Consider the following 15,895-nt stretch of genomic DNA (forward strand, 5'->3'; position numbering starts at 1 on the left):
CACTTGTTTAATGAAGGTATTTGGATCTTATTTGCGATCATTAATTTTATCATTGTTCTTCTATTTTATAAAGGATTTGGCAAGATGGGCCTTTTCGTCTGGATTGGCTTTGCGACTGTTGCCGCAAATTTACAAGTTGTCAAAACCGTTGAATTGTTTGGCTTAACTGCAACACTGGGAAATATTTTGTATGGCAGTGTGTTCTTTGCAACGGACGTATTGAATGAAAAATATGGACAAAATGAAGCCAGAAAGGCTGTCTGGATTGGCTTTGCCACCCTTTTAACGTTAACTGTTGTCATGCAGGAGGCTTTGCTTTTCCACCCCGCTCCCTCTGATATCTCACAAACATCGTTAGAAACCATTTTTGGCTTTATGCCGAGGGTAGCACTTGGTAGTCTTGCTGCTTATATCATCAGTCAAATGTTAGATGTTTATGTATATTCGTTTATTCGCCGGATATTTCCTTCCGATGGTGCGCTCTGGGTGCGCAACGCTGGAAGTACGATGATTAGCCAGTTGCTTGATACACTCATTTTCACGACCATTGCCTTTCTTGGCACCTATCCATTTCATGTATGGATTGAAATCTTCGTCACGACATATGTCATTAAATTTATCGTAGCCGCGATTTCGACACCATACGCGTATGCGGCGAAAAAAATGGTTCCACTTGATGAAAGGGGGAAATAAATTGCCAGCTGAAATATATATTGATGGTGCTAGTGCAGGTAATCCAGGTCCCTCTGGCATCGGTATTTTCATTAAATATGATGGAAAGGCTGAATCTTTCTCCATTCCTCTTGGAACAATGAGCAATCATGAAGCAGAATTTTCCGCTCTCATCGAAGGGATGAAAATTTGTGTGGAAAAAGGATTGCGTACCGTTTCGTTTCGAACAGATTCACAGGTAGTTGACCGTGCTGCCAATGCAAGGTTTGCTAAAAATCCAGCCTTTCAGCACTTTATTAAAGAGATGATCCAGCTTCAAAGCCAGTTTGATTTATTTTTCATTAAGTGGATTCCAAGCAAGGAAAATCAAGCAGCTGATCTGCTCGCTAGAAAAGCGATTCACCTTTCTAAAGGATGAATCGCTTTTTTTGGGTTATGCTAATGTATGAGGTGATACTGATTGGATAAAGAGAATAAAGGTCGTGTCACAAATGGGACAACCCCTCAAGGTGATGCGCAAACAAAAGATAAACAGCCTCTATCTCAGCTAGAAAATCGGGCGAAAAAAAGCAATACGAAAAGATAAACCATGGAGATCAGCTTTAGCTGATCTCTATTTCACTTAAGCGGTTCACCATTGGTTCAATTCCTTTGATTTGATGTAAGCGTAGCATAGCCGCTGCCCGCTCTTGATTGATTTGCATTTTCGTCTCATCAATTGGACAGCAGAGTGGTACATCACATTTGATCTCTGCCAATATACGTGAAAGCTTCAAATCTTCTACACCTGCTTGCATTTTTTTTTGCTGCGCAGCCGTTAATTCATGGACATTTTCTAATAGCCGGTCAATCGTTTGATACGTTTGGATAAATTTCAACGCAGTTTTTTCTCCGATTCCTTTTACACCGGGATAATTATCACTTGAATCACCCATCAATGCTTTCATATCAATCAGCGCCTTTGGAGAGATTCCCATTTCCTCTTCAAATAAGGCTTTTGTATATTGCTTATAATTCCCGATTCCTTTTTGCATCAGGGCCACTGTCACTTGTTCATTCAAAATCTGCAGCAAATCTTTGTCTCCAGTTAAGACGGTTACACGCGCCTCTTTTTGATAGAGTGCAGCAAGCGTACCGATACAATCATCTGCTTCAAAGCCTTTTAAACCAACATTCACAATTCCTAGTTCTTCTGTAGCCTCTTTTGCCAAATCGAACTGCGGGATAAGCTCGACAGGCGGCTCCCCTCGATTCGCTTTATAATCTTGAAACAATTCATTTCGGTACGTTTGGCTCCCCATATCCCAGCAGCAAACAATATGAGTTGGCTCAAATGTCTGTACAGCCGTTAATAAATGCTTCAAATACCCATTGACTCCATTTGTCGGCACACCGTTATCATTTATCATAAAATTGCGATGGACAGCCGTCGCATAAAACGACCTGAAAAGAAGTGCCATTCCATCTACAAGCAGTACGTGTTTATTCATTTTATAAACTCCCTTTTTCAAAACAATACTCCTATTCTATCACAGAACACCAAAATGGACATAAAAAAGGCGCCTTCTTCTTTTTGAAAAGAAGAGGCAGCCCTTTTACTTTTTACCATATTGCATTTTTTCTGTTTCTGCTTCTGCATAGGACGGCATGTCTTTTTGTTTAGGCACACGCTCTTCCTGCTGCTTTACGTTTTTCTTTTTTTCCATGATCATTCCCCTTTCTCGGTTCATTTGTTAAGATGACCAAAAAAGAGAAAGTTACTCTTTACTTCTTACGCTCGACATACTCCCTGACCATATCGATCGTGACATGCTTACGCAGCGGCACAATTCCGCCTCTTGCAAGCTCATTCATTTTTGAAGTAATGGCATTGATCTCGTCTGTTGTAAATGGCTCTTTTTGCTCACACTTTGCCACAGCAGCCTCTATCGCCTGTTCTCTTTTCTGTTCAAGCTCGAGAAAGGACTGGATATGGGCATGCTGCTTTTGTGAATGTGCAGAAATGTCTTCGTGTACGCTCGTCATTGTGTATCAACTGCTTTCTTTTTTTATCTAGTCTACCATGAATCAAATGGTTTTCAACTGGCTTTTCCATTCATTTGTTTGTTCATATACTTGTTCAATGATGGCCTGCTCTTTGTCATCTGTCGTCAAGCTTGTGATAAATGTTTGTTTTTGTTCACTCAGCTGCTGGAGCGCTTCTGTTTCATATCTGACAGTAAAGGTCTCCACCATCTTTTCGTATCTACTCAATAATTCTTCTTTTTCTTTATCAGCCCATTCAGTGGTTAATTGAAGAAGAATATCTCGAATCGCTTCAATAAACGCAGCCTTCCCATTTTGTTCAAAGAAAGCTTTCGCTGATTTTTGCTTTTTTAAGAGCGGCTCAAATTGGCTAAGCTCTGCTTCGACTTCAATTTGTTTTAGCTCAGCGTTTTTCTCTTCTGGCGGTGACAGTCTGAGAGAAAAGTAAGGATCCTCAGCACATGCAGCCTGCATGCCCTTCTCCCACTCCTCTTGGAAATACTGGTTGATAAACGATTCCATTCGGATATCGAGCGCCTTGAGCTCCTGTACAAATTCAAATTCATAATCCTTCAGCGCCTGTTCAAGCGCCTTTTTCAACTGCTGTCCGAAGTTTCCTTGGGATAGTCCAGGATAAAAGGCGGTCTTTAACATATCATTCGCAAATAGTGATAGACGCTGAACAATGTGGTAAAGCTGTTCGTGCAAGTCCTTTTTCACGCTTTCTGTCACTAGCTTAGACCGTTTGACATGGCTCATTTTTTCAAGGATTGCTTCATATGATGATTCTATGTTTTTCTTTTCGGATTGTTTCTCATCCTCTGACTGATGCAAGGTGGCATGCAGCTTGTCGACCGTTCCACATAATGTACTAGCTTCAAAATGCAAAAGCTCGATGGCATCTTTCGTTAATTCTTCCTCAATAAAATAGTCGAGTTGTTTTCTAAGCTGTTCATATTGATTATAAGGTGTTGACCCTTTTCCTTCGATCTCTTCCTTACTGGACACATGATGAAGATTTGGGTTTCGGATGCCTTCTTTTGTGAGCTCTTTTCGCACATAGTCAAAGACGGTTTCAAGCTCTGCTTGATCCTTTGCCAAATCAGCTGCATTGATAATAAAGAACATTTTATCCATGCTAAAAGAATCTTTTACGAGCCCAAGCTTACGTAAAAATGACCGATCGGCCTTGGAGAAAGAATGCTGATAGTAAGTTAAATAAAGAAGGGCGTCTGCGTCCTTCATATATTGAAAGGCCATCTCTGTGTGACGCTTATTCATACTGCTGGCACCTGGTGTATCAACAATCGTCAGCCCTTTATCTGTCAAAGGTGTACTTAAATACACCGTTACTTCCTTGACCACACAAGAAACAGCTTCTTCTGCCACATACGGCTTTAATTCTTGAAGTGTGACATTTAATGGGGTTTGCTTGTCAATGTATTCATGAAACCGGGCATGCGCTTCTAGAAAATGTTCAACAATGATGCGGTGATCTTGTTCAAGCTGTCTTTTTTTCAGTACTCGTTCGAGTTTCGCTCTAAACGTATCTCCCTTTTCTCCTGTGATAGAAAATCCGAGAATCTGATCGAGCTCTTCTAAAATATCCTGCTCTGATTTGAACACCACTTTGACACTTTCATGCGGGTGACCTTCCGTCGGCCGCGTTAGCTTATTGATCGTTGCCGTTGTCGGTGTAGGGGACGATGGCAGCACCTGTCGCCCAACAAGGGCATTGGCAAAGGAAGATTTCCCCGAACTAAAAGCCCCGAATAAGGCGAGTGTGAATTCTTTCGCCTGCAGCCGCTTTGTTCGTTTTTCAAAGGACTTTCTTTGAGATTGAAGAACGTCTAATGGCAATAAAATACGAGAAAGCTGTTCAAACTGCTCAATCGACTGTGCCGTCGTTAAATGCTGAGACTGACGTATTTGATCACGATCTGTCTGCTCGTTTTCTTGCCCGCTCTCTTCAGCATGAAATGGCGCGTGGTACTGCTTCAGCTGGTCATGCTGCATCCATTGTTTTTTCGCATAAAACCAATCTTCTTGGATCAGCTCATCCGTTCCGTTTTGCCATATATCCCATACATGCTGGATGTCTCGTTTGATTTGTTCATTTTTTTCGATGCACTGCTCAAGCATTTGAAGCTCTTGTTTCGCCTGCGTCCATTTTTCTTGCTGCTTCCCCTTTTCCTTCGTGAGCTGGTCTTTCAGGGTCTCAGCCATTTGTTCAATCAATGGCATCGCTTTCTGTTTAGCCTGTCTTTTCAGGGCTTCACCAGCATCTTTCGCATATTGAAGAACATATTCATTAGAAAAAGTCGCACCGGGATGAATGACTTTTTCAAGCAGGGATTCTTGGACAGGTGTTTCAAATGCCATCACTTGATCTAACAGCTCTTCTCCAAGCTGATGCCGCTTGACTTCCTTTTTGAGAAGCTCTGCAATATGCCAGTCCACTTCTGCTTTCATTCTCGTCTTTACATCTGCTACGAAATCGCTTGCCCGTTTTTCTTTTTCCTGCTCGGTTTTATTTTTAGAAAAGAGCAACCCTACTTTAAAGCCAGGTGCTTTCGATTCGATATAGTCACTTGCGAGCTCTCTCATCTTAAATGGAGTTAGGTTCGCATTTTTTAAAATGTTCTCCATTTCAGAAGATATTTCGTCTTCTAACTGTTTTGCGCCATTTTCGATGAATCGGTTTTTCGCTTCAAGTTCTTTGACTTCATTTCTTTTATCTTGAAGCTGCGTATCAAGATCCTCTTCCTGCAGCTCTTCTTTTAACGATTCGATATGTTCTTTTAGGACATGCTCTATTTTCTGCTCTGTATAGGCTCGAAGTGATGCTTTAGGCAATGTTTGTAATTCTTGTAGTTTCTCAATTAAACGAAGCATTTCGTTTCTTGGGTGCGCTTCATCGGTTACAGATGTAAAATACAGATGATCTTCCTCAATGCCTTCTTTGAGGAGCATGTCAACCACTTGTTTTTTGTAGTCTTCAAAAGCTGTCTCATGTTCATCATGTCGATCGACTTGATTCACAATGAAATAAAGGTTTGGCACTTGGTCTTTGATGGAGCGAATAAAACGAATATTTTCTTCAGAATGAACATGGTTATAGTGAACGACATAAAAAAGAGCATCTGCTTGATGTAGAATTGACGCAGCCGATAAAAAGTGAGCATGATCCGTTGAATCAATTCCTGGCGTATCGATCAGTGCCACCTTTTCTTCAAGTCCCCTATAATCACCGCTCATTTCGACCATTTCAATCTGTTCTCCATCCTTACAAAAACGCTGCACCGCTTCTTTGTCATAAGAACCGCTCATTTTTGCAAAACGGCCATCAGAGGTGTGAAGCTGTACTTCATTTCTCCCTTTTCTCACAACGACTAAGTTTGCACTTGTTGGGATTGGGCTCGTTGGCAGGATGTGCTCATGAAGCAAATGATTCACAAGTGATGACTTACCAGCAGAATAGTGGCCGGTAAATGCGATATACACTTCTTCTTCTGCTTCCTTTTTAATAATCGATGCAAGTTTGGCTGCGCGCTCATGATCATCCCTTTTGAGAAGGCTTTGATATAAAGCACCTGTAGTTTGAACGAGCGAATCTCGAATAGACAAGTCTTTCATGACGATAAACCCCTTTGTTTTTAGAAAAGTCAGTTATGTATGTGATACCATTTTACACAAAATAAAGAGATTTTTCTTCCGATCTGAGGAAATAAAAAAAATCTACTGCCCGATCAGTCGTAATTGACTGCGATCAGGAAGCAGATTTTTTTGAAACACCTTTTAATACGAAGCCAATTAATAGGCTGTATACACAGACCGTACCGAGTAAGAAAATCATTGTCATGTGATCACCGTCCATCCTTCGTGATTGAGAATGCTTATCATTAATGAAAGTGTATCACAATTGATAATGATTTTCAATATTAATTTAGTAAATACTGAATTAGTGCTTTCTCTTCTGTTTGAATTCTCACCATCATCATCCATGCATTTAAACACGTAAACAAAATGGCGGTAATGTACGCTTCAAACAATAGCGGGATCAAGATAAGCTCAATCGCCACCACCACATAGTTAGGATGCTTTAACCAGCGATACGGTCCCTTTTTTACAATCACCGCATTTGGCACCACTAAAATCTTTGTATTCCAGTACGTCCCAAGGGAACATAATGCCCAGTATCGAACCACCTGTGTAGCCAGCAGAAAAACGAGCAGCAAAAGAAAAAAACGGGACGGTTCCCGGTTTAACAGCCATGTCTCTCCAATGAGTGAGAAGAAAAAAGCAGCATGCATTCCGACCATATAAGGATAATGGTTAGCGCCGAATTCGATGGCGCCTATCGCTTTCACTTTCTTCTCATTTCTTTTGGCAACAAGCATTTCAAGCAGGCGCTGACAAATGAAGAAACCAATGACCAGCCAAAAGATCATGACGAGATCTCCTCCCATTTCATGAATAATAATTCAGAGGAAAAGCCCGGACCAAGCGCCCCGCAAAGCCCCACATCGCCCGGATCAGCTGATTGATGTTCAAGAAAATGCTTCATGACATACATAACTGTAGCAGAGGACATATTCCCGTGGTGTTTGAGTACTTCTTTTGAAGAAAAAAGCTGATCCTCTTGTAAAGATAGACTTTCAAGATAGGCATCAATTACTTTTTTACCTCCAGGGTGGGCAAGAAAAACAGTTAGGTCATCTGTTGAAAACCCGAGCTGATGTAGAAATTGATCCACCTGCTCTTTTAACCAGCCTGAAATAATGGACGGAATGTCACGTGAGAAAATGACCTGAAAGCCGTCACTTGTAAATTCCCAGCCCATCACATCCTCAGAATCTTTCATCGTTACTGACTGTGTACCCATCACTTTAGGCACTGTTTTTAACTGCGTATAGTCAGATGCACCTTTTTCTCCAGTTAACAGCACTGCCGCAGTCCCGTCCCCGAACAATGAGGTGCCGATTAAATTGCTTTTTGATTGATCTTGCGGCTGAAAGGTTAGACTGCAAAGCTCACATGCGACAACTAGAACCTTCGCTTCTGGGTATGCCCTTATATATTCATAAGCTCGAGACAATCCTGCCGCTCCGCCCCCGCACCCTAGCCCCCAAATCGGCACTCGTTTCGTATAAGGCGAAAAAGGGAGAACGTTCATCAGCTTTGCATCAAGACTTGGTGTCGACAATCCGGTGCTTGAGATGAAAAACAAAGCATCGATCTCTTCAAACGGAATAGGCTTTTTAAGGAACGTCGTCTCATGAAGACAGTGAATGATTGCTTCTTTCGCATGAGCCAGTGCCTTTTCCAAATAGATATTATTTTTCTCTTCAAAAGAGTGGTACTTCTGATACCATTCAATAGGCTGCACAAACTGTCTGCTCTGAATTTCTCCATTATTAAAAGCTCTCAGCAGCCGGTCAATATCTTTAAACGATCGTTTAAATTGAGATCTTGCAAATTCAGCAGCTGTTTGCTGATTCACATGATTCTTTGGCAGACTCGTTCCAACTGAAAGAATGTAAGCCACCTGCTTCACCTCTTTTTTCGGTTAATATCCCCTATCAAAAATAGGATATACATGCCAAAGCGTCACAATTCAGTCAAAATATTTTCCTTCGTCTAACTTTTTGTCTTGACGACAATTGATAAATATTGGATAATATAGGTGGAAACATGATGTAGTTTTCCTCCTTCACAGGTTCGTTCAAAGCCAAACGAACCTGCTTTTTTTATGCAAAAAACACCTCTAAATGAGAGGTGTTTACATAACAGATTGTTTAGGTTCTTCCACATGATCGTGCTCTGCTTCTTTTTTAAATGGAATCATGTGATAAATGATATGAAGTAAAATAGCGGTAAAGCTCCCAGCCACTATTCCGTTACTTGTTAATAATTTGATGGATTCTGGCAGATGCTCAAACATTTGCGGTACGACGGTTACACCTAAACCGATTCCAACTGAGCAAGCGACGATGAGCAAGTTTTCCTGTTTTTCAAAATCAACACGCGTGAGCATTTTAATACCGTACGCAATGACCATGCCAAACATCGCGACCATTGCGCCGCCAAGAACCGATTTTGGGATAATCGTTGTAAATGCAGCGATTTTAGGAAAAAGACCAAATATCATCAGCAATGCCCCTGTCACAACAATGACCTGGTTTTTCTTGACACCTGTTAACTGAATCAACCCAACGTTTTGCGAGTAGGCTGTGTACGGAAAGGCATTGAAGATACCGCCTAATAACACAGCAATCCCTTCTGCACGGTAGCCCTTTGCTAAATCCTTCTCCTTTAATGAGCGATTCGTTAAATCTCCTAGCGCAAAATAAACACCTGTTGATTCAACTAAAGACACGACGGCAACTAAAGTCATGGTCATGATTGGCGCAAATTCGAAGGTAGGCATGCCAAAATAAAAAGGTTCAATCATGCGGAAAACTTGTGCATTCGCTACTTCGGCCGTTTCTACTTTTCCTAGCAGGGCTGCGACTGCTGTCCCTAGCAGAATGCCGATTAAAATAGCGGTAGCTTTCATAAATCCCTTCGTGAATCGATAGAGCAAAACAATGATAAACAGCACAAGGAAAGCGAGCCCTAGATTTTCAAAAGAACCATAATCTGCACTTCCTTCTCCGCCTGCCATATTGTTCATCGCTACCGGAATGAGGGTAATTCCAATAATGGTGACGACGGAACCTGTTACAACAGGCGGAAAAAATTTCACAAGCTTCCCAAAGAAAAAGGAAAGGGCAATGACAATACAACCTGAGGCGATAATACTTCCATATATAGACGAAATCCCATATTTAGAGCCAATGGCAATCATGGGAGAAACTGCAGTAAATGTACAGCCTAGTACAACAGGCAAGCCGATGCCAAAGAAGCGGTTTTTCCATACTTGCAGCAGTGTGGCAGCACCACACATGAAAATATCCGCAGAGATTAAGTAAGTGAGCTGTGCAGGCGAGAGCCCAAGCGCATCTCCAACAATGAGGGGTACAAGAACCGCACCTGCATACATCGCCAGCACATGCTGAATTCCTAGAGAGAGCGTTTTGGCTTTTTTAGCGGCACTCATGATTGTACCTCGCGTACAAACGTGACTTTTCCTTCCTCGAGTGATGCAATACGTGCGAGTGACTCGACTCGGTAGCCCATTTGCACAAGCTCTTTTCTTCCAGGCTGGAATGACTTCTCAATGACAATTCCAAATCCTGCTACTGCTGCCTTCGCCTGCTTTGCAATAGCGGCTAGTCCTTTAGCGGCTTCACCGTTCGCTAAAAAGTCATCGATGATTAACACACAATCATTTTCACTAAGGTGCGTGTTCGAGACAGCGATGGTACTTTCTACATTTTTCGTAAAAGAGTACACACTTGCTGTTAAGAGGTTATCCGTTAATGTGAGTGATTGTCGTTTACGAGCAAAGACGACGGGCACATGAAGGGCAAGTCCAGCCATCACAGCAGGCGCGATGCCAGAAGATTCGATCGTGATGATTTTTGTAATGCCATCATGCTTAAATAATTTAGCAAACTCTTGACCGATCTCATGCATGAACACAGGATCAATTTGATGATTTAAAAAGGCATCTACCTTTAACACTTGATTCGACAGAACGATTCCTTCGTTCTCAATTTTTTGACGTAACAATTCCATCATTCTTCCCCCCAGCATATTGGCAAACATCCTATTTTTTGCATAAAAAAAGCATTGCTGTCCATTAGGAGCAAGCAATGCGAAAACGATCCACGGATCTTCAGCTCAAACAAGAGCTGTTTCATTTTGCTCACTCATAGTCGGACGGTATCGGTGTCCGGTAGAAACTTGCGTGCCATCATCACGCGATTATATGAGTGTTATCGTGTTCAAATTATAACAAGATTTCAGACGCTTGGAAAGCACTTTTCTAGAAAAATACCGAACTTAAATAATAGATCAGATCAAAACGTTCGTTTTTAGAATATTCTCGCAGCAAAAAAACACCCTTCTGACGAAAGGGTGCCTTTCATTTATGATAAATACAATTTCGTATACTTATCCGTTAAGTAGTCGATTAAATATTGAACATTTAATTCTTCTCCAGTCGCATCTTGAATGATTTCAGATGGCTTTTTCCTTTTTCCATGCTTGTGGACATGTTCAGTTAGCCATTCTTTTATCGGTGCAAATGACCCATTTTGAATCAGTTTATCAAAATTTGGTAAATCTTTGATCATTTGATGCTTTAATTGCGCTGCATACATATAACCAAGGGCATATGAAGGGAAATAACCAAAGCTTCCATCTGACCAGTGAACATCCTGCAAGATGCCGAGTGCATCATTAGGCGGTGTTATGCCAAGATACGCTTTATATTTTTCATTCCAAAGCGCAGGCAGGTCTTCAACGGCGACTTCTTCATTGAAAATAGCTTTCTCAATTTCATACCGGATAATAATGTGAAGCGGATACGTGAGTTCATCTGCTTCAATTCGAATGTAAGTCGGCTTAGACTCATTCACTGCATGCACAAAGTCTTCTAAAGATACATTTTTAAATTGTTCAGGAGAAGCTTCTTGCAGCTTTTGATAATATGTTTTCCAGAAATCTTCATGTCTGCCGATAAAATTCTCAAAGAACAGTGATTGTGATTCATGGATACCCATTGACGTGCCATCACATAATAGCGTTCCGCTCAGCGCTTCATCAATGTTTTGCTCGTAGATGGCATGACCACACTCATGAATGGTGCCAAAGATCGCCATCCGAAAATCATGCTCATCATAGCGGGTCGTCACACGAACATCCCCTCTGCTTAATGTCACAGCAAACGGATGAACCGTTGTATCAAGACGCCCTGCATCAAAGTCATACCCTAACTCTTTTAAGAAAAAGAGGCTTAGCTCTTTTTGCTTGTCGATCGGGAAGCTTTTCGATAAAAATGAAGTATCCGGTTTATTTGGAGAGGCTTCAATTTTTTTCACGAGAGGAACGATGGCGTCACGAAGTGCGCCAAATTTTTGATCGAGCTGTTCAACGGTCATATCTGGTTCATAGTTATTGAGCAGCACATCATATGGCGTTTTTTTCACGCCCCAATACTGAATAAAACGCTTGTTAAAGTCAATGAGCTGTTTTAAGTAAGGTGCAAAGAGTGAAAAATCTGATTTCTCCCTTGCCTCTACCCAGACATGCTCTGCTTTGGATTGTAAAATGGAATATTCTTTAAATTCTTCTTTTGGAATTTTGCTGTTTTCATCATACTCTTTTTGCGATAATTCGAGCGCCTTCTGTGTATCTATTGACAGCTCCTCTCGATTTTTATTTAATGCGTCAAGAAGATCTCTCATTTCATCAGAAGTTTTCATATTAAAAATATCACTTGATAATTGACCGATGGTTTCAGCTCTAAAATCAGCGCTTTTTTTAGGCGCCTGTGTTCTAGAGTCCCAATAAAGTAAATGGAGCGCCTCTGTATAATGGGCGATTTTTCCTAATAATTGATAAAACGCTTTCTCTTTTGATTCAAGATTCATGCGTTCGTTCCCCCAATCAATAAAATATGTATGTACGTTTCAAGGCTACTTCAATGAATGTTCGTTTGTCAATGAAAAAGGAGGATACACAATTGGTATCCTCCTCTTTTCGTCGTTCGTCCCTATGATGAAGTGATGACTGGCTTCACTGGCAGGACGGATTCAATTTTACTTTGAAGCTCTTTATCTTCCTTGCGATCAAAGTATATATGAATGCTTCCTGCATCTTGGCTTGTCCGAATCAGTCTCCCAATGCCTTGTCGTAAGCGAAGCAGCATATATGGAAGGTCCACTTCAGCATATGCATCCTTTGCTTCATTCCGTTTTGCCTCAAATACTGGATCATGCGGCGGATAAGGGAGTCCCCAAATGACCACATTCGTTAGGGATTGACCTGGAATATCCAGCCCTTCCCACAGATGAACGGAGCATAACACTGATGTCTCATCTGCTTGGAACTTTTGAACGATGGTGCTGATTTCCTCGTCTCCCTCAAAATACACTTGGAAAGGCAGTGATTCATTTGATGCCTCAAGGTACTTTCTAAATACATGGAGTTCATCAAATGAAGGGAATAGAATCAGAGATCGGCCTCCATTTTCTTTCAGGTGAGTGATCACTTGCTGTCCTTTTGCCTCTGGCTCTAGGACCGGCTGCTGAATCCCGTGGAAATAAATCTGCATTTGCTCATCGTAATCATACGGAGAAGCCACACTCATTGATAAGTAGTCTTTTATCCCAAGACTCTCAGCTAAATAATCAAATGATTGGTTTTCAGACAATGTCGCTGAAGAGAAAATATATGGTCTTTTTTGCGAGAATACTTTTTCGCCAAGCACCTCTGCGACCGTCTTTGGCATCACGACAAATGTCGTATCTAATTCCTGTTTTTCAAGCCAGCTAATGGCATTTTTTTGATAAAGTGACAGAGAATACGCCATTTGTTCAATGTACTCTTCCACAACAGACAATTCGTATTGATCAATTGTATACATCTCGGATTCAAACACGAGCGCTTCTCCGATTTTTTCAAGTAAATCACACAATTCACTTGCTGAACGCTTCACCTCATCCACGCGCCCAAATTCAAGTCGATGCGAGCCTTTGACTTCTTTGGCATTTGTTTTTAAAAGATAGAAGAACTCATCGTTTGTTGCTAATGCATCTTCAACAAGTTCTGCAAATTCTTCACGAATGTCGTTTTGCAAAAGACGCTCCAAAAATGTCTCAAGTGTTGATTGCTTCACTCGGTACGTCAAAGCTTTTTGTGCGGCAAACTCAAGAAGATGACCTTCATCAAATACAACGGAGCTATGTTCAGGAAGCAGCGGAAGCTGGCCCTCACGTTTGCGAGATTCCTTTGTCCACACATGCTCCATGTAAAAGTCGTGTGAGCAGATGATCAGGTCTGCCGCTTTCCGGTAATGATCTCTTGATAAATTCAAGCCGCAGCGATGACGCATGTCGCACGTCAAGCAGTCCTGAAAAGAGTCATAGCCAATGCGTGACCATTCATCATTTGAAAGTTCTGGATACTCTTTACGATCGCCGTACGGATAAAAGGTCTGCATGCCATGTGATTCATGAACAAATGAAGGAAGCGATTCATAAATATCGAGCCACTTCTCATCATCTTCACGCTGCATGGTTTTCTCTAGTTTTTTCAAGCATAAATATTGATCATGCGATTTACTTAATCTCGCATCTATTTGTATATCAAGGTGATTGGCAATTTTATAGATATCACCTTCTTGTTTGATCAGCTGTTCAATTAACGTTTCGTCTGCACATGCAATAATCGCAGGTTTCCCTGTATATCTTGCATATGTGACGGCAAATAATAGATAGACGATTGTTTTGCCTGTGCCTACCCCAGCTTCGGCAAACATCACACTTTTTTCTTTAAAAGCTCTTTCTAACTGAAAAGCCATAAATATTTGTTCATCTCGAAGATCAAAGCCCTTTTCTGGCAAAATGTCATAAAACACATCACCAATCCAGTTGCCCAGTTCTTCGTAAAAATTGTGTTCTTTTGATAATGAAAAAGGCAAACGAGATGCTGTCACCTGCTTCAACCCCCAACTTTTGAATCATTCAGACATTCAATAGTAACATTTATGCTGGGGAATGACAATCTTTTTTATGAACGCAAGCGATGTTGATAGCTTTCCTTCATTAAAAATGCATGCTCTGAACGTTCTATGTAGGCCTGAGCAAGCGCTAAATCTTGGATGGCTGCCGCAAGCTGAGCAGATTGTCCAGTTTCATGCCCTTCTATTTCTTGAGCAGTCGAAGCGAGTGCTTTTTGGATTAACTGAAATTGATCATAATGAATCATGGAGACACCTCTTTTTTTAAAATCAAGTTCAGTTTATTCCGTCTCGTGAAGCTTTATACCTTTCCGCAATAAAAAAGTCACACCTTCTTTAGGCGTGACCATTTTTTATGATTCAGTTGTCTGCTTTCTAGGAGGGCGTTTCCCCCAATATTGATAATAGTCTGTTTTAATAAATCCATTAAACAGCTTTCTCTTTTTCGTTGCTTTTCTTCCGAAGCACTCTTCGAACTTTTCATGTGACGTTAAGATGTAAATGGACCAAGTGTCTAGGTTCTTGAATGCTTCACCCATCCCTTGATACATTTTTTCAACAGCTGGTTTATCACTGAGTCGTTCTCCGTAGGGCGGATTTCCGACAATCACACCATACTCTTCTTTTGTTTGGAAGTCTTTTACCTGCATTTGCTTAAATTGAATCAGTTCACTTAGTCCAGCTTCTTCTGCATTCATTTTTGCAATGTCTACCATGCGATGATCGATATCGCTCGCAATAATGTGAAGCGGCTGATCATAGTTCGCTTTTTCTTCCACTTCTAGGCGCGCTTTGTTCCATACGTCCTCACCGATCCATTCCCATGATTCAGATGCAAATTCCCGGTTAAATCCTGGGGCGATGTTTTGTCCTATCATAGCTGCTTCAATAGCAATTGTGCCTGATCCGCAAAAAGGATCAGCAAACGGGCGGTCAGGTGTCCAGTTCGTTAATAACACGAGCGCGGCAGCAAGAGTTTCTTTAATAGGTGCCCCGCCTTGATCCACACGGTACCCCCGTTTATGAAGGCCGACACCAGATGTATCAAGGGTCAGCACTGCTTTATCTTTTAAAAGCGCAATCTCGATTTTATATTCAGGACCCGTCTCTTCAAGCCATTCAGACTGAATGTTGTAAGATGATCTAAGCTTTTGCGCGATGGCCTTTTTGACGATGCGCTGACAATCGGGCACACTTGCAAGCTGTGATTTGACTGATTTACCGATGACAGGGAACGTACTATTTTTCGGCAAAAAAGCGGCCCAGTCAATCGCTTTTGTCTGTTCAAAAAGCTCATCAAATGTTTTTGCTGAAAATTCAGCAACTTGTACCTTTATCCGGTCTGCTGTACGCAGCCAAAGGTTTGCACGGCAAATCGCAAGGGCATCCCCTTGGAAAATGACTTTCCCGTTATCTACAGTGCACTCATAGCCAAGGTCTCTTACTTCTTTTGCAACAACCGCTTCAATCCCCATTGGAGCTGTCGCGATGAGTGTATAAGTTTTCATTTGTGTATCACCTGTTTTCTCGTCCTTTTATTTATTCAAGATAAAAGCTCTCCATATG

The 15,895-nt window shown here is 41.4% G+C and carries 15 protein-coding genes and 1 riboswitch; of the genes, 3 read left to right on the forward strand and 12 right to left on the reverse strand.

Annotated elements, in window-relative coordinates:
- Positions 1-3: 3 nt before the first annotated feature.
- The 3 genes from ACSLGF_RS01605 to ACSLGF_RS01615 are packed head-to-tail and all read left to right on the forward strand — an operon-like array spanning position 4 to position 1,258.
- Positions 4-693, forward strand: a complete 690-nt coding sequence (locus tag ACSLGF_RS01605; RefSeq protein WP_456001831.1) for a queuosine precursor transporter — start codon at positions 4-6, stop codon at positions 691-693.
- A 1-nt stretch (position 694) separates the two neighbouring features.
- Positions 695-1,090 (forward strand): reverse transcriptase-like protein, encoded by a 396-nt coding sequence (locus ACSLGF_RS01610; RefSeq protein ID WP_456001834.1) that lies wholly within the window; start codon positions 695-697, stop codon positions 1,088-1,090.
- Positions 1,091-1,132: 42 nt separating this feature from the next.
- Positions 1,133-1,258, forward strand: coding sequence for a hypothetical protein (locus ACSLGF_RS01615; RefSeq protein ID WP_003215584.1), 126 nt, complete (start codon positions 1,133-1,135; stop codon positions 1,256-1,258).
- A gap of 16 nt (positions 1,259-1,274) precedes the next feature.
- On the opposite strand, the gene ACSLGF_RS01620 is transcribed toward ACSLGF_RS01615, so the two are convergent.
- The 12 genes from ACSLGF_RS01620 to ACSLGF_RS01675 all read right to left on the reverse strand — a co-directional run bounded on the left by ACSLGF_RS01620 (position 1,275) and on the right by ACSLGF_RS01675 (position 15,837).
- Positions 1,275-2,162 carry a 5'-3' exonuclease gene (locus ACSLGF_RS01620; RefSeq protein WP_456001837.1) on the reverse strand — a complete coding sequence of 296 codons (888 nt, stop codon included), beginning with the start codon at positions 2,160-2,162 and terminating at the stop codon, positions 1,275-1,277.
- A gap of 274 nt (positions 2,163-2,436) precedes the next feature.
- Entirely contained in the window at positions 2,437-2,697 is a 261-nt protein-coding gene (locus ACSLGF_RS01625) for a YpbS family protein (RefSeq protein ID WP_456001840.1), read from the reverse strand.
- A gap of 42 nt (positions 2,698-2,739) precedes the next feature.
- Positions 2,740-6,333, reverse strand: a complete 3,594-nt coding sequence (locus tag ACSLGF_RS01630; RefSeq protein WP_456001843.1) for a dynamin family protein — start codon at positions 6,331-6,333, stop codon at positions 2,740-2,742.
- Positions 6,334-6,466: 133 nt separating this feature from the next.
- The gene (fbpC, locus tag ACSLGF_RS01635; protein WP_306172627.1) at positions 6,467-6,574 is read right to left on the reverse strand and encodes a Fur-regulated basic protein FbpC; all 108 of its coding nucleotides are present in this window, start codon (positions 6,572-6,574) and stop codon (positions 6,467-6,469) included.
- Positions 6,575-6,638: 64 nt separating this feature from the next.
- Positions 6,639-7,148, reverse strand: a complete 510-nt coding sequence (locus ACSLGF_RS01640; RefSeq protein ID WP_456001846.1) for an isoprenylcysteine carboxyl methyltransferase family protein — start codon at positions 7,146-7,148, stop codon at positions 6,639-6,641.
- Positions 7,145-8,245, reverse strand: a complete 1,101-nt coding sequence (locus ACSLGF_RS01645) for a type III polyketide synthase (protein ID WP_456001850.1) — start codon at positions 8,243-8,245, stop codon at positions 7,145-7,147. Before ACSLGF_RS01645 ends, ACSLGF_RS01640 begins: the two co-directional genes overlap by 4 nt.
- Before the next feature lie 234 nt (positions 8,246-8,479).
- The gene (pbuX, locus tag ACSLGF_RS01650) at positions 8,480-9,799 is read right to left on the reverse strand and encodes a xanthine permease PbuX (protein ID WP_456001852.1); all 1,320 of its coding nucleotides are present in this window, start codon (positions 9,797-9,799) and stop codon (positions 8,480-8,482) included.
- Complete coding sequence (gene xpt / locus ACSLGF_RS01655) at positions 9,796-10,380, reverse strand: xanthine phosphoribosyltransferase (RefSeq protein ID WP_456001855.1); 585 nt, start codon at positions 10,378-10,380, stop codon at positions 9,796-9,798. The genes pbuX and xpt overlap by 4 nt, the downstream gene beginning before the upstream one ends.
- Positions 10,381-10,497: 117 nt before the next feature.
- Positions 10,498-10,597: riboswitch (purine riboswitch) on the reverse strand.
- A 136-nt stretch (positions 10,598-10,733) separates the two neighbouring features.
- Positions 10,734-12,239 carry a carboxypeptidase M32 gene (locus tag ACSLGF_RS01660; protein ID WP_456001857.1) on the reverse strand — a complete coding sequence of 502 codons (1,506 nt, stop codon included), beginning with the start codon at positions 12,237-12,239 and terminating at the stop codon, positions 10,734-10,736.
- A 122-nt stretch (positions 12,240-12,361) separates the two neighbouring features.
- Entirely contained in the window at positions 12,362-14,305 is a 1,944-nt protein-coding gene (locus ACSLGF_RS01665; protein WP_456001859.1) for an ATP-dependent DNA helicase, read from the reverse strand.
- A gap of 74 nt (positions 14,306-14,379) precedes the next feature.
- Positions 14,380-14,577 (reverse strand): hypothetical protein, encoded by a 198-nt coding sequence (locus tag ACSLGF_RS01670; protein WP_105925561.1) that lies wholly within the window; start codon positions 14,575-14,577, stop codon positions 14,380-14,382.
- A gap of 105 nt (positions 14,578-14,682) precedes the next feature.
- The gene (locus ACSLGF_RS01675) at positions 14,683-15,837 is read right to left on the reverse strand and encodes a THUMP domain-containing class I SAM-dependent RNA methyltransferase (RefSeq protein WP_456001861.1); all 1,155 of its coding nucleotides are present in this window, start codon (positions 15,835-15,837) and stop codon (positions 14,683-14,685) included.
- Positions 15,838-15,895 lie beyond the last annotated feature (58 nt).

It is taken from the genome of Bacillus sp. A015 (assembly GCF_053851875.1).

Excerpts from the sequence above, each read along its gene's own strand:
- ACSLGF_RS01670 (WP_105925561.1), bottom strand. The coding sequence starts at position 14,577 with ATGATTCATTATGATCAATTTCAGTTAATCCAAAAAGCACTCGCTTCG.
- pbuX (WP_456001852.1), bottom strand. The coding sequence starts at position 9,799 with ATGAGTGCCGCTAAAAAAGCCAAAACGCTCTCTCTAGGAATTCAGCAT.
- ACSLGF_RS01640 (WP_456001846.1), bottom strand. The coding sequence starts at position 7,148 with ATGATCTTTTGGCTGGTCATTGGTTTCTTCATTTGTCAGCGCCTGCTT.
- ACSLGF_RS01620 (WP_456001837.1), bottom strand. The coding sequence starts at position 2,162 with ATGAATAAACACGTACTGCTTGTAGATGGAATGGCACTTCTTTTCAGG.
- ACSLGF_RS01625 (WP_456001840.1), bottom strand. The coding sequence starts at position 2,697 with ATGACGAGCGTACACGAAGACATTTCTGCACATTCACAAAAGCAGCAT.
- ACSLGF_RS01675 (WP_456001861.1), bottom strand. The coding sequence starts at position 15,837 with ATGAAAACTTATACACTCATCGCGACAGCTCCAATGGGGATTGAAGCG.
- ACSLGF_RS01660 (WP_456001857.1), bottom strand. The coding sequence starts at position 12,239 with ATGAATCTTGAATCAAAAGAGAAAGCGTTTTATCAATTATTAGGAAAA.
- fbpC (WP_306172627.1), bottom strand. The coding sequence starts at position 6,574 with ATGGACGGTGATCACATGACAATGATTTTCTTACTCGGTACGGTCTGT.
- xpt (WP_456001855.1), bottom strand. The coding sequence starts at position 10,380 with ATGGAATTGTTACGTCAAAAAATTGAGAACGAAGGAATCGTTCTGTCG.
- ACSLGF_RS01630 (WP_456001843.1), bottom strand. The coding sequence starts at position 6,333 with ATGAAAGACTTGTCTATTCGAGATTCGCTCGTTCAAACTACAGGTGCT.